At 33.2% G+C, this 19,555-nt stretch carries 14 protein-coding genes; 8 read left to right on the forward strand and 6 right to left on the reverse strand.

What is annotated here, in order from left to right; genetic code table 11:
• Positions 1–1,956 (forward strand): starch-binding protein (locus B3J44_RS12455; RefSeq protein ID WP_286968701.1); only part of this gene is annotated, 1,956 nt, incomplete at its 5' end.
• Between the two features lie 66 nt (positions 1,957–2,022).
• Here B3J44_RS12455 and B3J44_RS12460 read toward each other — a convergent pair.
• Entirely contained in the window at positions 2,023–3,117 is a 1,095-nt protein-coding gene (locus tag B3J44_RS12460) for a DUF695 domain-containing protein (RefSeq protein WP_286968702.1), read from the reverse strand.
• Positions 3,118–3,264: 147 nt separating this feature from the next.
• Positions 3,265–5,199 (reverse strand): amino acid permease, encoded by a 1,935-nt coding sequence (locus tag B3J44_RS12465; RefSeq protein WP_286968703.1) that lies wholly within the window; start codon positions 5,197–5,199, stop codon positions 3,265–3,267.
• Between the two features lie 433 nt (positions 5,200–5,632).
• Here B3J44_RS12465 and B3J44_RS12470 point away from each other — a divergent pair, with 433 nt between their 5' ends.
• On the forward strand, positions 5,633–6,793 hold the full coding sequence (locus B3J44_RS12470; protein WP_286968704.1) for a Gfo/Idh/MocA family protein: 1,161 nt from the start codon (positions 5,633–5,635) through the stop codon (positions 6,791–6,793).
• A gap of 229 nt (positions 6,794–7,022) precedes the next feature.
• On the opposite strand, the gene B3J44_RS12475 is transcribed toward B3J44_RS12470, so the two are convergent.
• The gene (locus tag B3J44_RS12475) at positions 7,023–9,929 is read right to left on the reverse strand and encodes an FAD-binding and (Fe-S)-binding domain-containing protein (protein WP_286968705.1); all 2,907 of its coding nucleotides are present in this window, start codon (positions 9,927–9,929) and stop codon (positions 7,023–7,025) included.
• Between the two features lie 200 nt (positions 9,930–10,129).
• Here B3J44_RS12475 and B3J44_RS12480 point away from each other — a divergent pair, with 200 nt between their 5' ends.
• Both B3J44_RS12480 and B3J44_RS12485 read left to right on the forward strand, forming a co-directional pair.
• Positions 10,130–10,942 (forward strand): mechanosensitive ion channel family protein, encoded by an 813-nt coding sequence (locus B3J44_RS12480; RefSeq protein WP_286968706.1) that lies wholly within the window; start codon positions 10,130–10,132, stop codon positions 10,940–10,942.
• A 530-nt stretch (positions 10,943–11,472) separates the two neighbouring features.
• Positions 11,473–11,706, forward strand: a complete 234-nt coding sequence (locus B3J44_RS12485; RefSeq protein ID WP_286968707.1) for a hypothetical protein — start codon at positions 11,473–11,475, stop codon at positions 11,704–11,706.
• 189 nt (positions 11,707–11,895) lie between these two features.
• Here B3J44_RS12485 and B3J44_RS12490 read toward each other — a convergent pair whose 3' ends face one another.
• The 3 genes from B3J44_RS12490 to B3J44_RS12500 all read right to left on the reverse strand — a co-directional run bounded on the left by B3J44_RS12490 (position 11,896) and on the right by B3J44_RS12500 (position 14,663).
• Positions 11,896–12,261 carry a hypothetical protein gene (locus tag B3J44_RS12490; RefSeq protein WP_286968708.1) on the reverse strand — a complete coding sequence of 122 codons (366 nt, stop codon included), beginning with the start codon at positions 12,259–12,261 and terminating at the stop codon, positions 11,896–11,898.
• Positions 12,242–13,450: a hypothetical protein gene (locus tag B3J44_RS12495; protein ID WP_286968709.1), complete on the reverse strand. Its 1,209-nt coding sequence runs from the start codon at positions 13,448–13,450 to the stop codon at positions 12,242–12,244. Before B3J44_RS12495 ends, B3J44_RS12490 begins: the two co-directional genes overlap by 20 nt.
• 487 nt (positions 13,451–13,937) lie before the next feature.
• Entirely contained in the window at positions 13,938–14,663 is a 726-nt protein-coding gene (locus B3J44_RS12500; protein ID WP_286968710.1) for a hypothetical protein, read from the reverse strand.
• A 302-nt stretch (positions 14,664–14,965) separates the two neighbouring features.
• Here B3J44_RS12500 and B3J44_RS12505 point away from each other — a divergent pair, with 302 nt between their 5' ends.
• The 4 genes from B3J44_RS12505 to B3J44_RS12520 all read left to right on the forward strand — a co-directional run.
• Positions 14,966–16,174, forward strand: coding sequence for an anhydro-N-acetylmuramic acid kinase (locus tag B3J44_RS12505; protein ID WP_286968711.1), 1,209 nt, complete (start codon positions 14,966–14,968; stop codon positions 16,172–16,174).
• Between the two features lie 198 nt (positions 16,175–16,372).
• Complete coding sequence (locus B3J44_RS12510; protein ID WP_286968712.1) at positions 16,373–17,947, forward strand: glycoside hydrolase family 10 protein; 1,575 nt, start codon at positions 16,373–16,375, stop codon at positions 17,945–17,947.
• On the forward strand, positions 17,934–19,205 hold the full coding sequence (locus B3J44_RS12515; RefSeq protein ID WP_286968713.1) for an MFS transporter: 1,272 nt from the start codon (positions 17,934–17,936) through the stop codon (positions 19,203–19,205). The genes B3J44_RS12510 and B3J44_RS12515 overlap by 14 nt, the downstream gene beginning before the upstream one ends.
• Positions 19,206–19,226: 21 nt before the next feature.
• Positions 19,227–19,555: hypothetical protein (locus tag B3J44_RS12520; protein ID WP_286968714.1), on the forward strand; the 329-nt coding region annotated here is incomplete at its 3' end.

Below are 19,555 nucleotides of genomic sequence, written 5' to 3' on the forward strand. Positions count from 1 at the left end.
AAAAAAGGAAATACCACTAAATCTAAAATTCAGCACGTTTGGGTTGGAAAAAACTTAGATGTTGCACCAAAAATAGCTTTTACGCCTGAGGCCGGAAATTCAACTACAGCCATAGATGTAACAATTACAGCAACAGACAGCACAGATCCGAAGCCAAAATTGTATTATACAATTGACGGTTCTACTCCAACAACAGCTTCGCCAGTTGTGGAATCGACAAAAACAATCAACATTACGCAAACTACAACAATTAAAGCTTTTGCTGTTGACAAAGATGGCAATCAATCTGATATTGTAACCAAAACGTATACGATTGGAGCACTTCCAGAATTTACGGTTTATTTTAAAAAACCATCCAACTGGAATTCTGCTGTAAAAATTTATTATTGGTCGCCAACAGGAACTGCTCCTGCGGTAACTTATCCTGGAGTTGCAATGACTCAAGATTGTGGAGACTGGTATAAATATACTTTCCCATCAACAGTAAGCGCTTCAAATTTATTGTTTAATGATGGTTCACTAAAGACAGGCGATCTAAATTCAACTGGCGGAATCAAATTTTATGATAACGGCTGGCTAAGTGCTGAACCTGCAAACAGATGCCCTTCTGTAGCGCCGGATTTTACATTCTCGCAAGCAGGAGGAAATTTCACTACAGGAACAACTTTAAATCTAACGCTAACAGCAAACGAAAGCACTTCTCTAATTTATTATACTCTTGACGGAACAGATCCTACTACAGCTTCTGCCTCTGCCATCGGCACTAAATCAATTACAATAACTAGCACGACAACATTAAAGGCTTTTGTTAAGAATGCTGCGGGAGTAAGTTCTGCTATAAAAACACAAACTTATACTTTTTCTACTCCTACTACATTTACGGTTTATTTTAAGAAACCATCCAATTGGAGTTCTTCGGTTAAAATTTATTATTGGTCACCAACTGGAACTGCCCCTGCGGTAACTTATCCAGGAGTTGCAATGACGCAAGATTGTGGAGATTGGTATAAATATACTTTTCCGTCAACAGTAAGTGCTTCTAATTTACTTTTTAATGATGGTAATCTAAAAACTGGAGATTTAAGTGCTACAGCAGGAATTAAGTATTATGATTCTGGTTGGCTGAATGCAGAACCTGCGAACAGATGTCCTGTTATTGCTCCAGATTTTACCAATTCTAAACCTGGAGGAACATTTACAACTGGAACTACTGTGAGTGTTGTCTTAACAGCAAACGAAACTTCTTCTACCATTTATTACACTTTAGACGGCACAACTCCAACAACGAGCTCTGCTTCTGCAATTGGCAGTAAATCATTCGCTTTTACGTCAAATACAACTTTAAAAGCTTTTGTTGTCAATACTTCTGGAGTCGCATCAGCTGTAAAAATAGAAACGTATACTTTTACAGCCGTTCCAACGCTTACTGTATATTTTAAACCTCCTACAACTTGGACAACTACTCCAAAAATATATTATTGGAATGCTGTTCCTTCAGGAAGTGTAACAAATGCTACTTGGCCTGGCGTAACAATGACAGCAGATACTAACGGTTTTTACAAATACACTATCAATGGGCCAACATCAATTAATATCATTTTCAATAATGGCTCTAGTGGTTCGGTAAATCAAACTGCCGATTTGTTAAGTAAAACTGATGGCTACTCCTATACATGGGGTTCTAGCACTTCAAGAATGGCAATTACCACAGACACCAAAGAAGAAGAAACCTATGCGGTACGACTTTATCCAAATCCAGTAGATCATACCTTGATGGTAAATTCTACTATTGCAATTAGCCAATACACTATTATTTCTGCACAAGGAAGCATTGTTCAGGAAGGAAAATCTAATACAAGCAGTATTGATGTTAGCCGTCTAAGTTCTGGATTGTATTTTATTACAATCCGTTTAGAAAATGGTGTAGAAACAATGCAAAAGATTGTAAAAAAATAGACTTTTTTGAATCACCATCAATTCCATAAAAAAGCCGTTCTGAATTATCAGAACGGCTTTTGAATTTTATTTGGACTGAAAATGTCTAAATGATTGCCAATATTTATCTTTATAAAGTTCGTAGCTTATTTCGAAAACTCCGCTGTATTTCTTAATTAGTTCGTCAGCAATTTTAGCTGGTTTTCTAAAGTCTTTACAAGTAAAAAATATTTCCCTTTTATTGTTTGCCGTTTCCCTTCCCAAATTTAAATATCCTTCAGAATCTGGCAAACTAGCGATAATTTCTTCTTCAATTTCATCTAGAAGCTTATATGTTTTTTCATCTGGTAATCCGCCATTATCACAATCATCAAAAGGAATTACAACAATAAAAACCCAAGGATGCGATGCTTTTTTATCCCATTCTAAAATTGTAGTATTAATTAAAGCCAAAACAATAGAACCATCTTCTCTTTTTCCTTCAAAATTGGCATAACCGTCATTTTCTGTATTATGTCGAGTTCCTTCATATTTTTCAACAAATTCTTTCTCTCTCCAAATTAAATAGTCTTTTAATTTTTCGATTGGAATTAATTCTTCAGAAACATTTTCTGGCCCTATAACAACCAAATTATCGATTAAGGCAACAGAATGCAATTCACCCAAATAATTGTCCAGAAAAATATACACTCCATTAGTCACATTAGATTTTTTCTCTTCAATAAAATGATCATAAACAATTACCAAATCTATTTCATCTGGGTAACCTTCATGGACACGAGGAAAAAATTTTAAGTTTTCTTTACTGAATTCAAAATCCTGATAGGTAATTCCAATATTATTAATATCAGAAGCTGGTTTTAAAGCTGTGAATTTCCATCCATTAATTTCTGGGGCAGCATTAACTAATTCTTCAATAACATAAATGTTTCTGATTGCTCCATCTGGCGTAAGAACTAATTCGGCAGTTTGATCATCGAACATTCCAGTAAGAAAATAAATTCCTTCGTGAATTTCATCTAGCTTTGGCACTAGTTTATCAAAAAAGCCTTGATGTATATTTTCTCCACTTTGAACGGTTTTAAAAAACTCTTTTTCATTTGCTAAAAACCAATTCCAGAAATCATTATAAGATTGTATTGGAGCTTCATTTTTGCCTAATATTTTATCAAGAAAACTCATGTAATAAAAAAAATAAATTAAAAATTTGAGAGTCCAAATTAGAGAAAAAACGGACTTTCGGCAAGGAAAAACCTCTTTATCTTTTTCTCAAATAAAAAAGCCATTCCAGAGATATCCAGAATGGCTTTTTTATGTTTTTTTTTGAACTTATACTTTTTCTACAAAGTTTAATTTACTGTTTTTTCTACTATAAGTAAAGTAAATAAGAAGCCCGATCAATAGCCAAACTGTAAAATAAATCCAGTTCCAAACGCTTAATTCGGCCATCATATACAAACAACAGATTAATCCTAAAAGAGGAATTAAAGAAAGATTTTTTCTAAAAGCCCAAACTGCCAATCCAACCAGAACAAATAAGAAAATCCACATAGGAATTTTGTGTTTGAACAACTGGAATCCTGTTTCGTATTTTAATGAATCTTTAATTGGAAGTCCTTTTACAACCTCAGCATATTTAACCTCATCATCTTGATATTGGCTTAATAAATGCTCCAAATCTGAAGTTTCAGAAGTTTTATTATTTACATCGATGCTCTTTAAATAATTGAAAACTTTTTGAGAATCTTCTTTATCTAAAGAAGTTACAATTGAAGTCGCATCAAAAGTTTGTGCCTCATTATTAATGAATGCCATAGTAGCTTTGCTGTTGAAAGCAAAAGCATAATATAAGCCTACAATAATTAAAACTGGTAAAATGTATTTTGAATTGATATAAGGCGTTTTGAATTTTCCTCTTGGAATTTCGGGTTTGTTTTGAAGAACTAACACTCCTGCGCAAACCAATACAAAGGCAAATAAAGTTCCTATGCTACATAAATCGGTTACCATTGTTAAGTTTAAAAACAATGCTGGAACCGCTACTACAAATCCTGTAACAATAGTAGCAAAAGAAGGAGTTTTAAATTTTGGGTGAACAGTTGAGAATTTCTTAGGAAGCAATCCATCACGGCTCATACTCATCCAGATACGAGGCTGTCCCATTTGGAAAACCAATAAAACGCTCGCCATTGCCACAACTGCACTGACAGCAATAATTCCTGACATCCATTTTAAGTTTAATTTATCGAAAACAAATGCTAGCGGATCTCCAACATTTAATTCATGATATTTTACCATTCCGGTTAAAACCAAAGCAATAGCAATATATAAAATGGTACAAATGATAATTGCCCACATCATTCCGCGTGGTAAATCACGCTGCGGATTTTTACATTCTTCTGCTGTTGTAGAAATAGCATCAAAACCAATATAAGCAAAGAAAACAGCTGATACTCCTTTTAAAACTCCACTAACTCCATTTGGAGCGAACGGATCCCAATTTGCCGTATCTACATAAAATATTCCCACAGCGATAACTAAAAGAACCACACAAAGTTTTACAACAACCATTAAATTGCTCGCATTACGAGATTCTTTCATTCCTCTATAAACCAAAGCAGTAATCAAAATAATAATGAATAATGCTGGTATATCTGTTACAAAATGGAAAGATCCTATCGTTGGCGCTGTAGTCCAAGCTGTATGCGCTTGTTGTAAAGCAACGCTTAAATTTTCAAATGATTTTCCACCTCGCATTAAAGCCTCGGCATCGTTGAAGCCGTTTGAAGCAGTCAGGTAATCCATCTGGATCCATTGTGGCAAATGAATGCCGCCACTCTGGAGAAGTCCCGTAAAATAATCACTCCACGATATGGCCACGGTTATGTTTCCAACGGCATATTCCATGATTAAAGCCCAACCGATAATCCAGGCAATGATTTCTCCGAAAGCCACATACGAATACGTATAAGCACTTCCCGAAACGGGAACCATCGATGCAAATTCAGCATAAGCAAAAGCGGCAAAACTACAGGCTAGAGCTGTAAAAAGGAACAAAAATATTACGGCTGGTCCTCCATCTGCACTTGCTTTTCCGATCGTACTGAAAATCCCCGCACCAACAATCGCAGCAATCCCGAAAGCAGTTAAATCTTTGGTTGTAAGGTGCTTTCCTAATGCTTCATGCCCATCTGCCTCGTTTTTTGCAACCTGTTTCAGAATATCCTGCACTGTTTTTTTTCGGAATAAACTTGAAAATGCCATATATGTTTTGCTATTATAAATTGATTTAATTCAGTCGTTCTGGTTTTATTTTGCAAATAATGCAAAAATTATCCTGATTTCAAATATATAAAACCATTTTGTTTTTTTGTGATTTTTTTTCTTGCCACGAAGACACTAAGACACTAAGTTTTTTTTTTTTGCTACTAATTACAATAATTTCTCGAATTTTCTTTTTTAACATTGAAAACTCTAATCATCACAAATTTTTGTTTCACGCAGATTTTGCAGATCTGAGCAGATTTTATTTTAAAAATCACAACAAATTAAATCTGTGATATCTGCCTAAATCTTTTTAAATCTGCGTGAAACAAAAAATCTTAACATTCATCACATTTAAGTCAAATACAAATGTAACATTTCCCAAAATGAGCTTACTAATACAAGTAGTATTTAATTTTAAAGAATCATTTTTATGGAAAAAATCACGAGACGTTCTTTTGTAAATAAATTTGGCCTTGGTGTGGGAGCTTCGGTTATCATGACTTCGCTTCCTTCTTTTGTAACCGAAACAGAAAAGATTCATAAACCCTATACTGGAAAAAAAATAAATATTGCTTTGTGTGGTTTAGGAAACTATGCTTCATTATTAGCTGAAGGCCTTCAGGTTTCTGAATATTGCCAACTTAACGGAATTGTTACAGGAACGCCTTCTAAAGCTGAAACATGGAAAAAGAAATATAATATTCCAGAGAAGAATATTTACAATTACGAAAACTTCGATTCAATTATAAAAAACAAAGATATTGACCTTGTCTATGTTGTAACTCCAAACTCGCTTCATAAAGAATTTACCGTTCGTGCTGCTAAAGCTGGAAAACATGTAATTGTAGAAAAACCAATGGCAATTACTATTGAAGATTGTGAAGAAATGATAAAAGCCTGCAACGACAATAACGTTCAATTGGCAATGGGATATCGTTTGCATTATGAACCAAATCATCTAGAAGTAAAACGATTGGGGCAAGAAAAAGTTTTGGGACAAGTTCGTTATATTGAAACTTCTCTAGGTTATAGCACTTACGATATTCACGACGTAAATAAACCTGTTGATTTAAATGCTCGAAATGAATGGAGACTTACAAAAAAGTTTGCAGGAGGTGGCGCATTAATTAATTTAGGGGTTTATTGCATTCAAGTCTCGCGTTATGTTTTAGGCGAAGAACCAATTGCTGTCACGGCGCAATTTGGAACCATAAACAACAAAAACAGATTTGCACAAGTGGAAGAAAATATTACGTGGCAAATGGAATTTCCGAGTGGTGCTGTTGCCAATTGCAGTAGTTCTTACGGTTTTGGAATCGACCGATTTCATGCTGCCGCAGATGAAGGTTTCTTCGAAATGAGTCCTGCTGTAAGTTATGGTCCATTTGTAGGTAAAAGATCTGATGGAAAACCTTTTAATTTCCCAGTTATAAACCAACAGCAAACCCAAATGGACGAGATTTGTAAAGTGATTTTAGCAAACCAAAAACTTCCAAATCATATTACTGGTGAAGAAGGAATTAAAGATGTAAAAATCATAAACGCCATTTATAAAGCGGCTGAAACTGGTAAAAAAATTAGTTTGAAATAGTTTTTTTTTGCCACAGATTAAAAGGATTAAAATGATTAAAATGATTTTTTTAATCTTTATCTAAATAATTTTTCACGCAGATTTCGCAGATTTAGGCAGATTTAATTTTAAACTAGCGATACTTAAAATCTGCGATTATCTGCTTAAATCTGTAAAATCTGCGTGAAATAAAAATCATTTTAATCCTTTTAATCTGTGGCAAAACTTTTTCATATTTACGAGACACATCTTACTTAAGGCAATTCCTCAAAATACTAACAGGATGCTGAGCCTCACGACTAGTTCCATCATAAATTTGATGACGACAACTTGTTCCTGCTGCAGCGATTTTCACGTTTTCTGCTGTAGCACGTACTTTTGGAAATAACGTATCCTCTCCCATTTGCATACTAACTTGGTAATGTTCTTTTTCATAACCAAAAGAACCCGCCATTCCGCAGCAACCCGAATTATAAATCGTAACCGTATTATTTTTTGGCAGATTCAGCATTGCAAAAGTCGCTTCAACAGAACTTAAAGATTTCTGATGACAATGTCCGTGAATTTTAATTTCTTTACTTTCTTCTGAAAAAGAATCGGCTGTGATTTTACCATCTATGATTTCTTTTTTGAAGAACTCTTCAATTGTAAAAGCATTTCTCGACAACTGTTCTGCAGCTTCTTTATCATCGGCTAAACGAAGATATTCATCTCTAAAAGTCAAAATCGCCGAAGGTTCAATTCCAATTAAAGGTTCGTTTCCTAAAACCAAATCTTTAAAAACACTTACATTATGATTCGCAATTTTCTTCGCTTCTTCCAAAAATCCTTTTGAAAGATACGTTCTTCCGCTTTCCTCATGATCGACAACCAAAACCTGATAGCCTAATTTCGTCAATAATTCGAAAGCATCGATTCCGATATTTACATCATAATAATTCGTGAATTCATCTACAAACAGATACAATCTTCCGTTTGGAAAATCGGTTTGTGAAGATTTATTGTTGGCATACCATTTTCTAAAAGTCTTTTTCGCCAAAAGCGGAACTTGTCTTTCTGGCGCAATTCCCATTGTTTTTTTTACCAAAGACTGATTCGAAATAAAATTCGTAATCGACGGGAATTTACTTCCCATTTTGTTCAATTTGGCGTTGTTGGCAAAAATCTTATTTCGGGTTGTAAATCCGTTTGCTTTTTGGTATTGATATAAAAATTCCGCTTTCAAAGTCGCTACGTCCACGTTACTTGGACATTCGCTTGCGCAGGCTTTACAACTCACGCACAACTCAAAAACTTCATATAATTCTTTCTGGTCAAATTTATTTTCTTTTTCAGAATACGTCAGATATTCACGTAAAGCATTCGCTCTTGCACGCGTTGTTTCTTTTTCGTTTCTAGTTGCACGATAACTCGGACACATTGCCCCTCCGCCTGACGGCAATTTTCGACAATCACCAGAACCGTTGCATTTTTCGGCTGCACGCAAAATTCCTAAACTGTCTGAGAAATCCTGAAACGTTTTAATATCTGGTTCTACTCTGCCCGAAATAACACGATGATTTTCATCCATTTTCAAGGCATTGACAATCTTCCCAATATTCAAAACCGAATTTGGATCGAACGCCAATTTGATTCTTTTCAAAAGTTCGTAATTCTTATCGCCAATCATAAACGGAATAAACTCACCGCGCACAATTCCGTCGCCATGTTCACCACTTAACGAGCCTCTATATTTTTTTACCAAATGCGCTACTTCTGTCGCAATGGTTCTAAATAATTTTAAGTCAGATGTTTTCTTCAAATTCAAAACGGGACGCAAGTGCAATTCTCCTGCACCCGCATGTGCGTAATAAATCGCTTCTTGTCCGTGTCTTAACATCATTGCCGAAAACTCAGCAATATAAGCTGGCAAATCGCTCAATTCAACTGCTGTATCCTCAATCGAATCGGCAGCTTTATCGTCGCCTACAATACTTCCTAAAAGTCCAAGACCTGCTTTTCGTAATTCATTGGCTTTGTCAATATCGTTTCCGTAGATTTTTACTCGAGCGTAACCAAAATTGTTTTGCTCTAAATCGGCAATCAAAGCATCGGCTTGTTTTTCGGCATCTTCTAAAGTATGCGATGCCACTTCAAACAACATAATCGCCTTTGGTTCTCCAACCAAAAAGAAACGGTTTTTAATGTGCTCACGATTGGTTTTGGTACAATCCAAAATCGTATCGTCGATCATTTCGCAAGTGTACAAATGATGTTTCATAGCCACCACAACCGATTCTAGAGACTCTTGAATGGTATGATAATGTCCAACAACCATAATACTGTGAGGTGGTGGCAAATCGTCAACTTTCAGCGTCACTTCGGTTGTAAAAGCCAAAGTTCCTTCACTTCCGCAAAGCAATTTTCCAAGATTTATGGTGGGTTCAGTTCCGCCAAATAATTCTGATTTCAACAGAATATCAACGGCATAACCTGTATTTCTTCTGTGAATTTCTGGTTTCGGAAACTCTTTTACAATTTCTTCTTGAGCTTCTTTTATAGTAAGCTCGTCGTAAATTGTTTTGTATATTTTATTTTCTAAAGAATCACCTTTTGTTTTTTCAATAAATTCAGCCGAAGTCAGGTCTTTAAAAACCACTTCAGAACCATCACTTAAAAGTGCTTTTACCTCAGCAATTTTATCACGCGTAACACCATATCGAATCGAAGTTGTTCCTGAAGAGTTGTTTCCTACCATTCCGCCAATCATTGCGCGGTTTGATGTCGATGTAATGGGTGCAAAAAATACGCCGTGAGGTTTTAAAAATAAATTCAGCTCATCGCGAATAACACCTGGCTGAACCGTTACGGTTTTCCTTTCAGCATCATAACCTAATATTTTAGTAAAATGCTTCGACACATCAACCACCAATCCGTCTCCTACTGCTTGTCCAGCCAGCGAAGTTCCCGCGGTTCTTGGCGTAATCGACAGCTTATGTTCTGCCGCAAATTGAATCAGTTTGGCAATATCTTCAGTCGTTTTAGGAATTGCCACCGCATTTGGCTTAATTCGGTACACTGAAGCATCTGTAGAATAAAGCGTTTTATGAAGCTCATCGAATAAAAGTGTGCCTTCGAGACTATTGGCTAATTGCTCTAAATTAGATTGGGTCAACATGTAAATGTGCTTTTTATAAAAATATTTCCTGAAAAAACTCAGACCACAAAGATAAAAATATCGCAGGGCAAAACGATTCTATTTTATGAATTTATCTAACAACTCCATCATATTTTATAAAATTCTGAGAGAATCCTGTAAAGCATTCGGCTTACTAAAAAGGTAATTTTAAAATTTTACTTTTTTATGTCTTTATCATTATGGAAAATTTCTTTCAAGACGTTATCAGCCACCTCGAAGGTTACTACAATAGCATTGTCGATCTTACCCCAAAATTTATTCTGGCCGTTTTGGTCGTTCTCGTTTCATGGTTTATTGCAAGCCGTGTGGGTATTTTTGCAGGAAACCGACTCAAAACAAAAATGCACGATCGTCTTTTGGCGGTTTTTATTGCGCGTTTAATTAAATCGGTCTTAATTATTATCGGAATCTTGTTTATGTTCCGAATTATTGGTCTTGAAGGCGTTGCGCAAAGCATGCTGGCTGGTGCCGGAATTTCGGCTTTTGTAATTGGTTTTGCGCTTAAAGATATTGGCGAAAATTTCCTTGCCGGAATTCTGCTCGCTTTCAAACGTCCGTTTTCTATTGGCGATATTATCGAAAGCAACGGTGTAAAAGGTGAAGTCATTAATCTTAACCTCCGTGATACCGAAGTAAAAAGCGATTCTAAAATCATTTACATTCCAAATGCGCTTCTTATAAAAAACACTTTAATTAACTACAATAGCGAAGGCTTTCTCCTTCAAACTTTCACCGTCGGACTAGAATATGGTTCTGATTATACCCGAGCCATCGAACTCGTAAAAGAAGTTTTAGGCAACAGCGAAGAGGTAACCGAAAAAGACCATGAAAACGCCGCCGTAATTACAGATGTTGCCGCAGCGGGTGTTATTCAGCTTAATGTTCGTTATTGGGTTAAAACCGCATCAACAATTCAAAACTCAGAATGCCGTTCTAAAATTATTGCTGCTGTTTTGAAGAAATTGAAAGAAAATGAGTTTGTGCTTAAATAAGGTACAAAGGCTCAAAGTTGCAAAGTGACAAAGGTTTTCTCTCTAAATAAATTGTCATCTTGAGCGATCTTATATTCATCTAAAAAGGCTTATAAAAACATAAAAAACGATTGTCACCCTGAGCGAAGTCGAAGGCTTATGACAACTAAAAATTGACACAACGAATTTCCCCAATATTCTCATTTCGACGAAGGAGAAATCTTCGCACGTAACTCCGCAACGAAAAGCCAATCTTTATCGAGTTTCTTGCGAAGATTTCTCTTCCTTCGAAATGACATACTGTGTGGAAATCTCACTGAATTTATCATTTTTCAAAATATCGTTTTATATTTACCAATTAGAGACAATATACTTCAGCAATAGTATTGTTTTTAAAAAAAACAAAACATAATCTTTTTCTTACTTTAAAATATTTTTTTAATATCTTTACAGTCCTAAACACAAAGAATAAACTAATATAAACTTATCCAAAGGAGTGAAATGTATAAATCGTTACACTTACAATGGCTATTATTCTCAAATTTAGGTATATGATTAACAACGCTCTTTCCAAGGAAACCGAAATCAAGCTTTTGAATTTTTTCAACGACAGAATCGATCCTGTTGAAATGGCTAAAACATTAAGGCAGGTAAATTTCACACTCGCTTTATGTGTTTTGAGCGAACATGAAACATTTCAAAGCGAAATCATCAGATTAAGAGACAGCTTTTACTGGCTCAATGAATTAGCAGAAACTTTAAACCCTTATTTGGAGTTGGAGTAGAATTTAAATGGAAAACCTTGATTTTTAAGTCGAGGTTTTCTCTTTTAGTAATTGATATTTTTTATGGGCACGAGCAGGACGCTCGCGCTAGCAGGAGTTTTGTAGATTATATTCTTAAGATATTTCGGAAAATTATTTGAGAAAGTTTAAATACAAATTTTATCTAAACATTAGAAAGGTAATTTTGATTTATTTAAAATTTTCTATTACCTCCTTTAACTCATCTAAAAAAATTGGTTTTGATAAAATTTTTAAATCACTTAATCCTCTTTTTTTTAGTTCATCTTCAACCATGTTTCCAGTTAAAACAACTATGTTTTTGTTTCCAAATTTAAGAATGTCTTCAATAACTCCATAGCCATCTTTAAAGCTAGTGGGTGATAAATCTATATCAACGAATATTACATCATATTCTGAGGTCTTTTTATAATCACCAAAATTTTGTGATTTATCAACATACTCAACTTTTAAACTTTTATCGAAATCTAATTCGTTTACATCATTAAAGGCATCTTTGACCTTTGGTATTTCATTTTCAAATACTAATATTTTCATCTATATATCTTTTTAGCTTGATTTCGTTATTAAATGTTTTTGCCTCTTTATCGATAAAAATTTTATTCGCAATATTTTTTCTTCTGAGTAATCGTCTTATGAAACTTAGACCATGAGTTTTTCTACTGTAAATTTCATCGTTATTTGTTAAATTATATAAATTAACTATTTCATCTAATTCTCTTTTATCTCTATCATAATCCGAAATTTTATTTGAAAATAAAATTTTAATTATATCATCTTCAAGACTAATTTCCACTCTTTTTCCTCCCTCTTTTCCATATTTATTAATATTTTCAATAATATCTGTAAAAACGAAATCAAACATCATTTGATTTATTTCAATTTTTATATTTTTAAGATTTTCCACACTAATTATTACATCATCAATATTGTTAAAATGAAAAAACCAATTTTTTCTTATATCATCAATTAATGCTTTTAAAGATATGCTTTTATCTTTTTCCTCTAAAATGTTATCAACACCTTTAATTAAAATTTCGGCCTTTTTTATGATTTGCTTGATTTCGTAATTATTATTATTTGTCAATAGTCGATTTTGTATGTATTTTTTATTTTCTTCAGATAGATCTTTTTGTTTGAAATATCTATCCATTAAGTTAATTGTAGATGTAATAGGCGTTAATTTGTTTTTTACATAATGAAGGGCATTTTGTGCGTCAAAAACATAAGCTATTTTTTGTTTTATAATTTTTTGGTTTTCATTACTTATTGCCATTAAAGAATTACTCATATAGTAAATTCTTCCAATGTATTCAAATATGGGTCTGAAACTTGTTATTAAAAATTCATTGAAAATATTGTCTTTTTTTAACGCAACTAGAAAATAATAATCTTTCTCTAAAATTTTATGATGTAGCCAATAAGAGACATTATAATTAACATTGTCTATCTCAACAGAATCTTTAAAAACATTACTTTTTTCATCATTATTTTTAATAATACTTTCAATGTTAATAGAAGATTTTAAATCATTATTTGTAATAAATTTAGAACCTTTGATTAATACAAATTTTTCATTATTGTTTATAAATAAAAAAACTTCAGAAATTTTATTTAAAATTCCAATTTGTGATGAATTTATCTTTTGAATTACATTTTTTAAAATTCTGTGACTATTATTTTCATTAACATTTTCTATAAATAAATTGCTTACTAAATTCAACATGTCTTCTTTAAAAAAAGAAATTAAATTGCGGATGTATAGAATAAAGATAAAAATATAAAATATGCATGGAATTATATGATGTGTTAATTTAAAACTAAAATTATCAACGATTAAGATTGACAAATGTATTAGCAATACAAATAACCAAAACTTACTGTTTTTGCTAGAATGACTTTGAGTATTGAAAATTAATAGAAGAAATGGAAAATAAGTAAAGACACAGTCTAAATCTTTTTTATATAAAAAAATGCAAATAACAATACAGTCAAGAAATAACCTAATTGCACCTTTGTTAAAATTCTTGGTTGTTAGATAATTTAAAAGCAGTAATAAAGTGTAAAGTGATATAGAAGAGAAATAAACCCAGCTTGGAAATATATTTTTATTAATAAAAAAAACAGCATTCAGAACAAAAATAAGTATTATTCGTAAAATTAAAGAGTTGAATCTTTTAATGTCATATTCTAAATTCTTTACACTCATAAAATTATTGTAGTTTTATTTTGTTGAAAATTTCCTTGATTAAATAATTTCCTATGACTAATAATAAAAATGACTTTTGAAAAACCAATACGAGTACTCCCAAAAAATTTAGTGGAGTAACTTGCATACGTTCATCCAGTTCAAAAATATATGTAAATAAGTTTCCAAGATTGTTTATCCAATTTACATCTGATACTTTGATCTTTTTCACCTCTAAGACTGTCATTAAATCAAAACTTGCTTCGCAGAATATAGTAGTTGAAATAATCAAATATATTGCAATAAACATTAACACTATCCATATATTAAAAGATAGTGCTTTTAGTGTTAGTTTAAGCAGATTTGAAAGTACATTTTGAAATTTGCATATTGAATTCCAATAACACTTAATTTCTAGCTTATTTAGTAATAGAATCATGTTCTTGGCTTCATCATCATTACCATTCTTTACGAGAGATTTTATAAGATGCCCAATTAGTTCTTTCTTTTCGTTATCGCTAAATGGTTTAATTAATTTGATGAGTTTTTCATCTGTAAATTTGCTATAATTATAACCTCTTAGATGAAATATTTCGGAGTATAATTCAAAAATTAATTTTAGGTCTTTGAAAGCATCATATTTTAAATAGAAAGGGTATTTTCTTAAATTCTTTTGATAAAGACTGAAATGTTTTTGGAGGGAAACCTCTTTCTCTTCAATTGTACATCTTAACTCATTTGTTTCATCCATGAATTATACTTTTAAAAAATAAAGATATGTAAAAAAAAGATTGATGCTTAAACCCTTATACATATTTATTGATATTCATAATTGCAATTAAATATTTTGGTTGGTAAATTTATTCTATACCTGTGTTTGTAACCACCCATCTTTTCGTTAAATATAACACAGTGCTTGAAACCACTGGCAATGCTAGATAATACCTTGTTCTAATATATTTAAAAAAATAAAAAAAACCTTTTTCTATATTTATACCTAAAATAATCTGATTTTAGCGCTTCCAAAAAACACTTCCTTAAAACTTCATTTTAATGAATAAAAACATAAAAGCTCTCTACGAGATTGCTCAAAAAGAGACTCGAAAAATATTAGGCTTAATGTCAGGAACTTCACTTGACGGACTCGATATTGCTCTTTGCGAAGTTTCGGGCGAAGGCGGAAATACGATTGTCAAAATCCAGCAGTTTGAAACCATAGATTACAACGACGATATTAAAACCGAAATCAGAAAAGTATTTGCGCAGAAAACAATCGATTTTCAGCATTTAGTTTTATTAAACGAATGGATTGCAAATCTGCACGCGGGAATGATCAATGATTGTCTTGCTAAATGGAATATTCCCGCAAACGAAGTCGATTTGATTGCTTCGCACGGACAAACGGTTCTGCACGCGCCAAAATTTTTGCATCAGCAGGAAAAATTTCCAAACGCCACTTTGCAAATTGGCGATGGCGATCATATTGCGGTAAAAACCGGAATTATCACGCTTTCAGATTTCAGACAAAAACACGTTGCAGCTGGTGGCGAAGGCGCGCCTTTGGCCGTTTATGGCGATTATTTATTGTTCAGCAAAAAAGACGAAAACCGAATTATGCTCAACATGGGCGGAATTGCCAATTTTACTTATTTGCCAGCTTCACAAAATGCCGAAGAAGTTTTTGTAACCGATACCGGAACAGCAAATACTCTAATCGATATTTTCACCAAACAATTTTTCCCTGAAAAAAGCTTTGATAAAGATGCTGAAATTGCTAAAAGCGGAACTGTAAATCACGAACTTTTAAGCGAATTAAAAAGCGATCCATTTTTCAAACAAAGTTTTCCAAAAACAATTGGTCAGGAATTATTTAATCATGAGTTTGTAAACTCTGCTTTGGTAAAATTAGGATTACAGCATATTTCGGCACCAGATTTGCTTGCAACTTTAACACGTTTGAGCGCCGAAACGATTGCCGAAGCGGTTTTGTTTGTTGTAGAAAATACTAAAACACCAATCGAAGAGTTTACAGTTTATATGTCTGGCGGTGGCGCGCGAAATCCGTTAATGGTAAGCTGGTTACAGGAATTATTGTCTTGTAAATTTGAAAAAAGCGACGTTCTAGGAATTTCAGGCGATGCGAAAGAAGCCGTTTTATTTGCCGTTTTGGCTAATGAAACTGTTGCTGGAGGAAATTATAATTTTGGTTCACAAAAAGGAATTCCATCAGTAACAATGGGGAAAATTTCTTTTCCAGATTAAAAGATAGCCACGAATTCACGAATTTATTTAAAAATCTATGCGGAAAAAACGTTATTAATTAAACGAATTGTAATTACTTGGATTATATTTAATCTTTGAAAAAAAATAATTCGTGAATTCGTGGCGGAAAAAACCCAGCGTTATTAATTATAATCAGTTAAAAAAACTATTTTTGGTTTTTTGTTTAAAAAGATTGAAATGCATAAAAATCAGCACTTACTATACTCTATCATACTTTTATTTTTCTTTGGATTGAAATCATTTTCACAAGAAAAAATACTGCATCCTAAAAACGAATTTAGAGGTGTATGGATTGCAACGGTTGTAAATATTGACTGGCCGAAAACAAGTATGGATAATGTGGAAAAAGAAAAAGCTGATTATCTTGAAATTTTAGAAGCTTACAAAAAACTAAATTATAATGCTGTAATTGTTCAGGTTAGAAGTGTTGGAGATGCTATTTATCCTTCAGAATTTGCACCTTGGTCACGATTTTTGACCGGAAAAGAAGGTTTGGCTCCAAATCCGTATTACGATACTTTGGCTTGGATGATTGAGCAAGCACACAACAGAGGCTTTGAGTTTCACGCTTGGCTGAATCCTTATCGTGCAACTTTTGATTTGAACAAAAATCTTTTAAGCCCAAATCATGATCTTTTTAAACATCCAGAATGGATGATTGAATATGGTGGAAAATATTATTACGATCCTGCTTTACCAGAAGTTCAAGCGCATTTAACCAAAGTCGTAAAAGAAGTTGTTGACAAATATGATATTGATGCCATTCATTTTGATGATTATTTCTATCCTTATGCTGTTCCTGGAAAAGTATTTAACGATAATGCTTCGTACCAAAAATATGGCGCAGGTTTAAGCCGTGCAGATTGGCGTCGTGCAAATGTAAGCAACTTTGTACATGCCATTTCGGCTACCATTAAAGAAAGCAAACCGTGGGTTCAATTTGGAATTAGTCCGTTTGGGGTTTGGAGAAATAAATCTCAAGATCCAAAAGGCTCTGAAACACAGTCGACTTCAAATTATGATGATTTATACGCTGATCCGATGTTATGGATGGATCAGAACTGGATCGATTATATCTTGCCTCAATTATATTGGAGCATGAACAATACTAGAGCTTCTTACTCTAAATTGGTAAAATGGTGGTCTGAGAACGCTAATCCGAATACTGCTATTTACATCGGACATGCTACGTACAAAATTAGAGGCGACGGTGATAAAAGCTGGAATTATATGACCGAAATTCCAACCCAAATTGATTTCTTAAGAACTTTCAAAAATGTTTCTGGAAGCGCTTACTTCAGCTCAAAATGGTTTATGGGCAAAAACTTCGATGTCGTTCGTCATTTAGAAGAAAATCAATATAAATATCCTGCACTTCCTGCAGCTGTTCCAAATTTACGACATGTAATTATTGACACGCCAAAATTATTGGAGTACAAAAAAGACAGTATTAAATATGATTTCACATTCCAAAGTCCTCTAAATACAAAGGTTCGCTATATGGTAGTTTATGGAGCAGAACATATTTCGAAAATTGATACTAATGATGCAACAAAAATTATTGAGAAAGTAACGATAAAAGAAGTTGACGGAAAAATCAATTTCGCAATAGCGGCAGGAAAATTAAACCTTTACAAAGCCTGTGCAGTAACTTTTATTGATTACTATGCCAATGAAAGTACTCCAATTGCAATAGATTTAAAAAAGCCATTTAAAAACTATACACCAAATCAACCTAATGAAAACAGATAACAAACCTTGGTTTTGGATTCCGCTTCTTAACTTCGCTTCTGGATTACCGTATGCTATAATTATTTCCGTTTCGGTAATTATGTATAAAAATTTAGGGATTTCTAACGAAGATATTGGTGTTTACACCAGTTTACTTTATCTACCTTGGGTTATCAAACCACTTTGGAGTCCGCTTATTGAATTAATTGGAACCAAAAGAAAATGGTTTTTACTAATGCAATTAATCATTTCAATTGCTTTTCTGCTGGTCGGTTTTACCATTCCGCTCAACGGATTTTTCATAATGACCTTGTCTATATTCTGGGTTGCGGCTTTTGCTTCGGCTTCAAATGATATTGCTAGCGATGGCTTTTATTTATTGGTTCTTCCAGAAGACAAACAATCTTTCTTTATTGGTATTAGAAGTACTTTTTACAGACTTTCGATGTTAGCAGGAAACGGATTGGTGGTGCTTTTTGCAGGTTATTTAGAACATAAATTTGGAGACAATACCAAAGCTTGGTCATATACCATGATTTGTGTTGGTTTACTAATGACTTTCATTACCGTTTACAATTTCATTTTTACACCAAAGAATGAAATCAATGCTTTGACAACTAAAGAAACTGCGCATTCTCAAGATTTTGCAACTATTTTTATCAGTTTTTTCAAGAAAAAACAAATCGGATTGATTCTAACTTTTATCTTGGTTTTTAGACTAGGAGAATCTCAATTGCTTAAAATGCTAAGTCCTTTTCTATTAGATTCGAAAGAATTAGGCGGAATGGGATTAGACACTGAAGCGGTTGGAATTATTTATGGAACTTGTGGCGTTGCGGCTTTAACTATCGGAGGTATTTTAGGCGGAATCGCAATCTCAAAACAGGGACTTACGAAATGGATGTTTCCAATGTTTTTAGCAATGCACCTTCCAATTTTAGGTTTTATATTATTGGCTTTCTTTCATCCTACTTCAATTTATTACATTTACGCCGTTGTAATTGTAGAACAATTTGGTTACGGTTTTGGTTTTACTGCCTTTATGATGTATTTAATTCATGTTGCCGAAGGAGAATCAAAAACAGCACATTATGCACTGGCAACTGGTTTTATGGCATTAGGAATGATGCTTCCAGGAATGTTAAGCGGTTTTATACAAAAATATTTAGGCTATCAAAACTTCTTTATTTGGGTTTTGCTGGCTACAATTCCAGGTCTTATTTTATCACGTTTTTTAACCTTCCCAAAAGATTTTGGGAAAAAATCAGAAGAAGTTTAACACCCAAATCAAACTTTAACTATGGAAATCAATGAAAACTTGCAGAACGAACGAAATCTGAAAGGAACTGAGTTCGAGAAAAATGGAAATCTTGAAAAAGCAATTGAATTGTATGAAGAAAATGTTGCAGAAGGCTTTAAAGGAAATCATCCTTACGATCGGCTAGCAACGATCTACAAAAACGAAAACGATTTGGATAATGAAATCCGCGTTTTAGAAAAAGCAATTGTGGTTTACGAAATAATCACCATTGAAGACCGATTAGAAGGATTGCCAAAGCTTTTCCGTTTCAAAAACAGATTAGAAAAAGCAATTGAAACTAAAAAGCAATTAGCCAAACAGAAAAAGGC

Origin of the sequence: Flavobacterium sp. UBA4854, assembly GCF_002399805.1 — a bacterium.
In the GTDB taxonomy this organism is placed as follows: domain Bacteria; phylum Bacteroidota; class Bacteroidia; order Flavobacteriales; family Flavobacteriaceae; genus Flavobacterium; species Flavobacterium ginsengisoli.

What these genes read in the sequence shown, in the direction of transcription:
- B3J44_RS12500 (WP_286968710.1), bottom strand. Translation starts at nt 14,663, where the DNA reads ATGGATGAAACAAATGAGTTAAGATGTACAATTGAAGAGAAAGAGGTT.
- B3J44_RS12470 (WP_286968704.1), top strand. Translation starts at nt 5,633, where the DNA reads ATGGAAAAAATCACGAGACGTTCTTTTGTAAATAAATTTGGCCTTGGT.
- B3J44_RS12515 (WP_286968713.1), top strand. Translation starts at nt 17,934, where the DNA reads ATGAAAACAGATAACAAACCTTGGTTTTGGATTCCGCTTCTTAACTTC.
- B3J44_RS12465 (WP_286968703.1), bottom strand. Translation starts at nt 5,199, where the DNA reads ATGGCATTTTCAAGTTTATTCCGAAAAAAAACAGTGCAGGATATTCTG.
- B3J44_RS12505 (WP_286968711.1), top strand. Translation starts at nt 14,966, where the DNA reads ATGAATAAAAACATAAAAGCTCTCTACGAGATTGCTCAAAAAGAGACT.
- B3J44_RS12510 (WP_286968712.1), top strand. Translation starts at nt 16,373, where the DNA reads ATGCATAAAAATCAGCACTTACTATACTCTATCATACTTTTATTTTTC.
- B3J44_RS12460 (WP_286968702.1), bottom strand. Translation starts at nt 3,117, where the DNA reads ATGAGTTTTCTTGATAAAATATTAGGCAAAAATGAAGCTCCAATACAA.
- B3J44_RS12490 (WP_286968708.1), bottom strand. Translation starts at nt 12,261, where the DNA reads ATGAAAATATTAGTATTTGAAAATGAAATACCAAAGGTCAAAGATGCC.
- B3J44_RS12495 (WP_286968709.1), bottom strand. Translation starts at nt 13,450, where the DNA reads ATGTTGAATTTAGTAAGCAATTTATTTATAGAAAATGTTAATGAAAAT.
- B3J44_RS12475 (WP_286968705.1), bottom strand. Translation starts at nt 9,929, where the DNA reads ATGTTGACCCAATCTAATTTAGAGCAATTAGCCAATAGTCTCGAAGGC.
- B3J44_RS12480 (WP_286968706.1), top strand. Translation starts at nt 10,130, where the DNA reads ATGGAAAATTTCTTTCAAGACGTTATCAGCCACCTCGAAGGTTACTAC.
- B3J44_RS12485 (WP_286968707.1), top strand. Translation starts at nt 11,473, where the DNA reads ATGATTAACAACGCTCTTTCCAAGGAAACCGAAATCAAGCTTTTGAAT.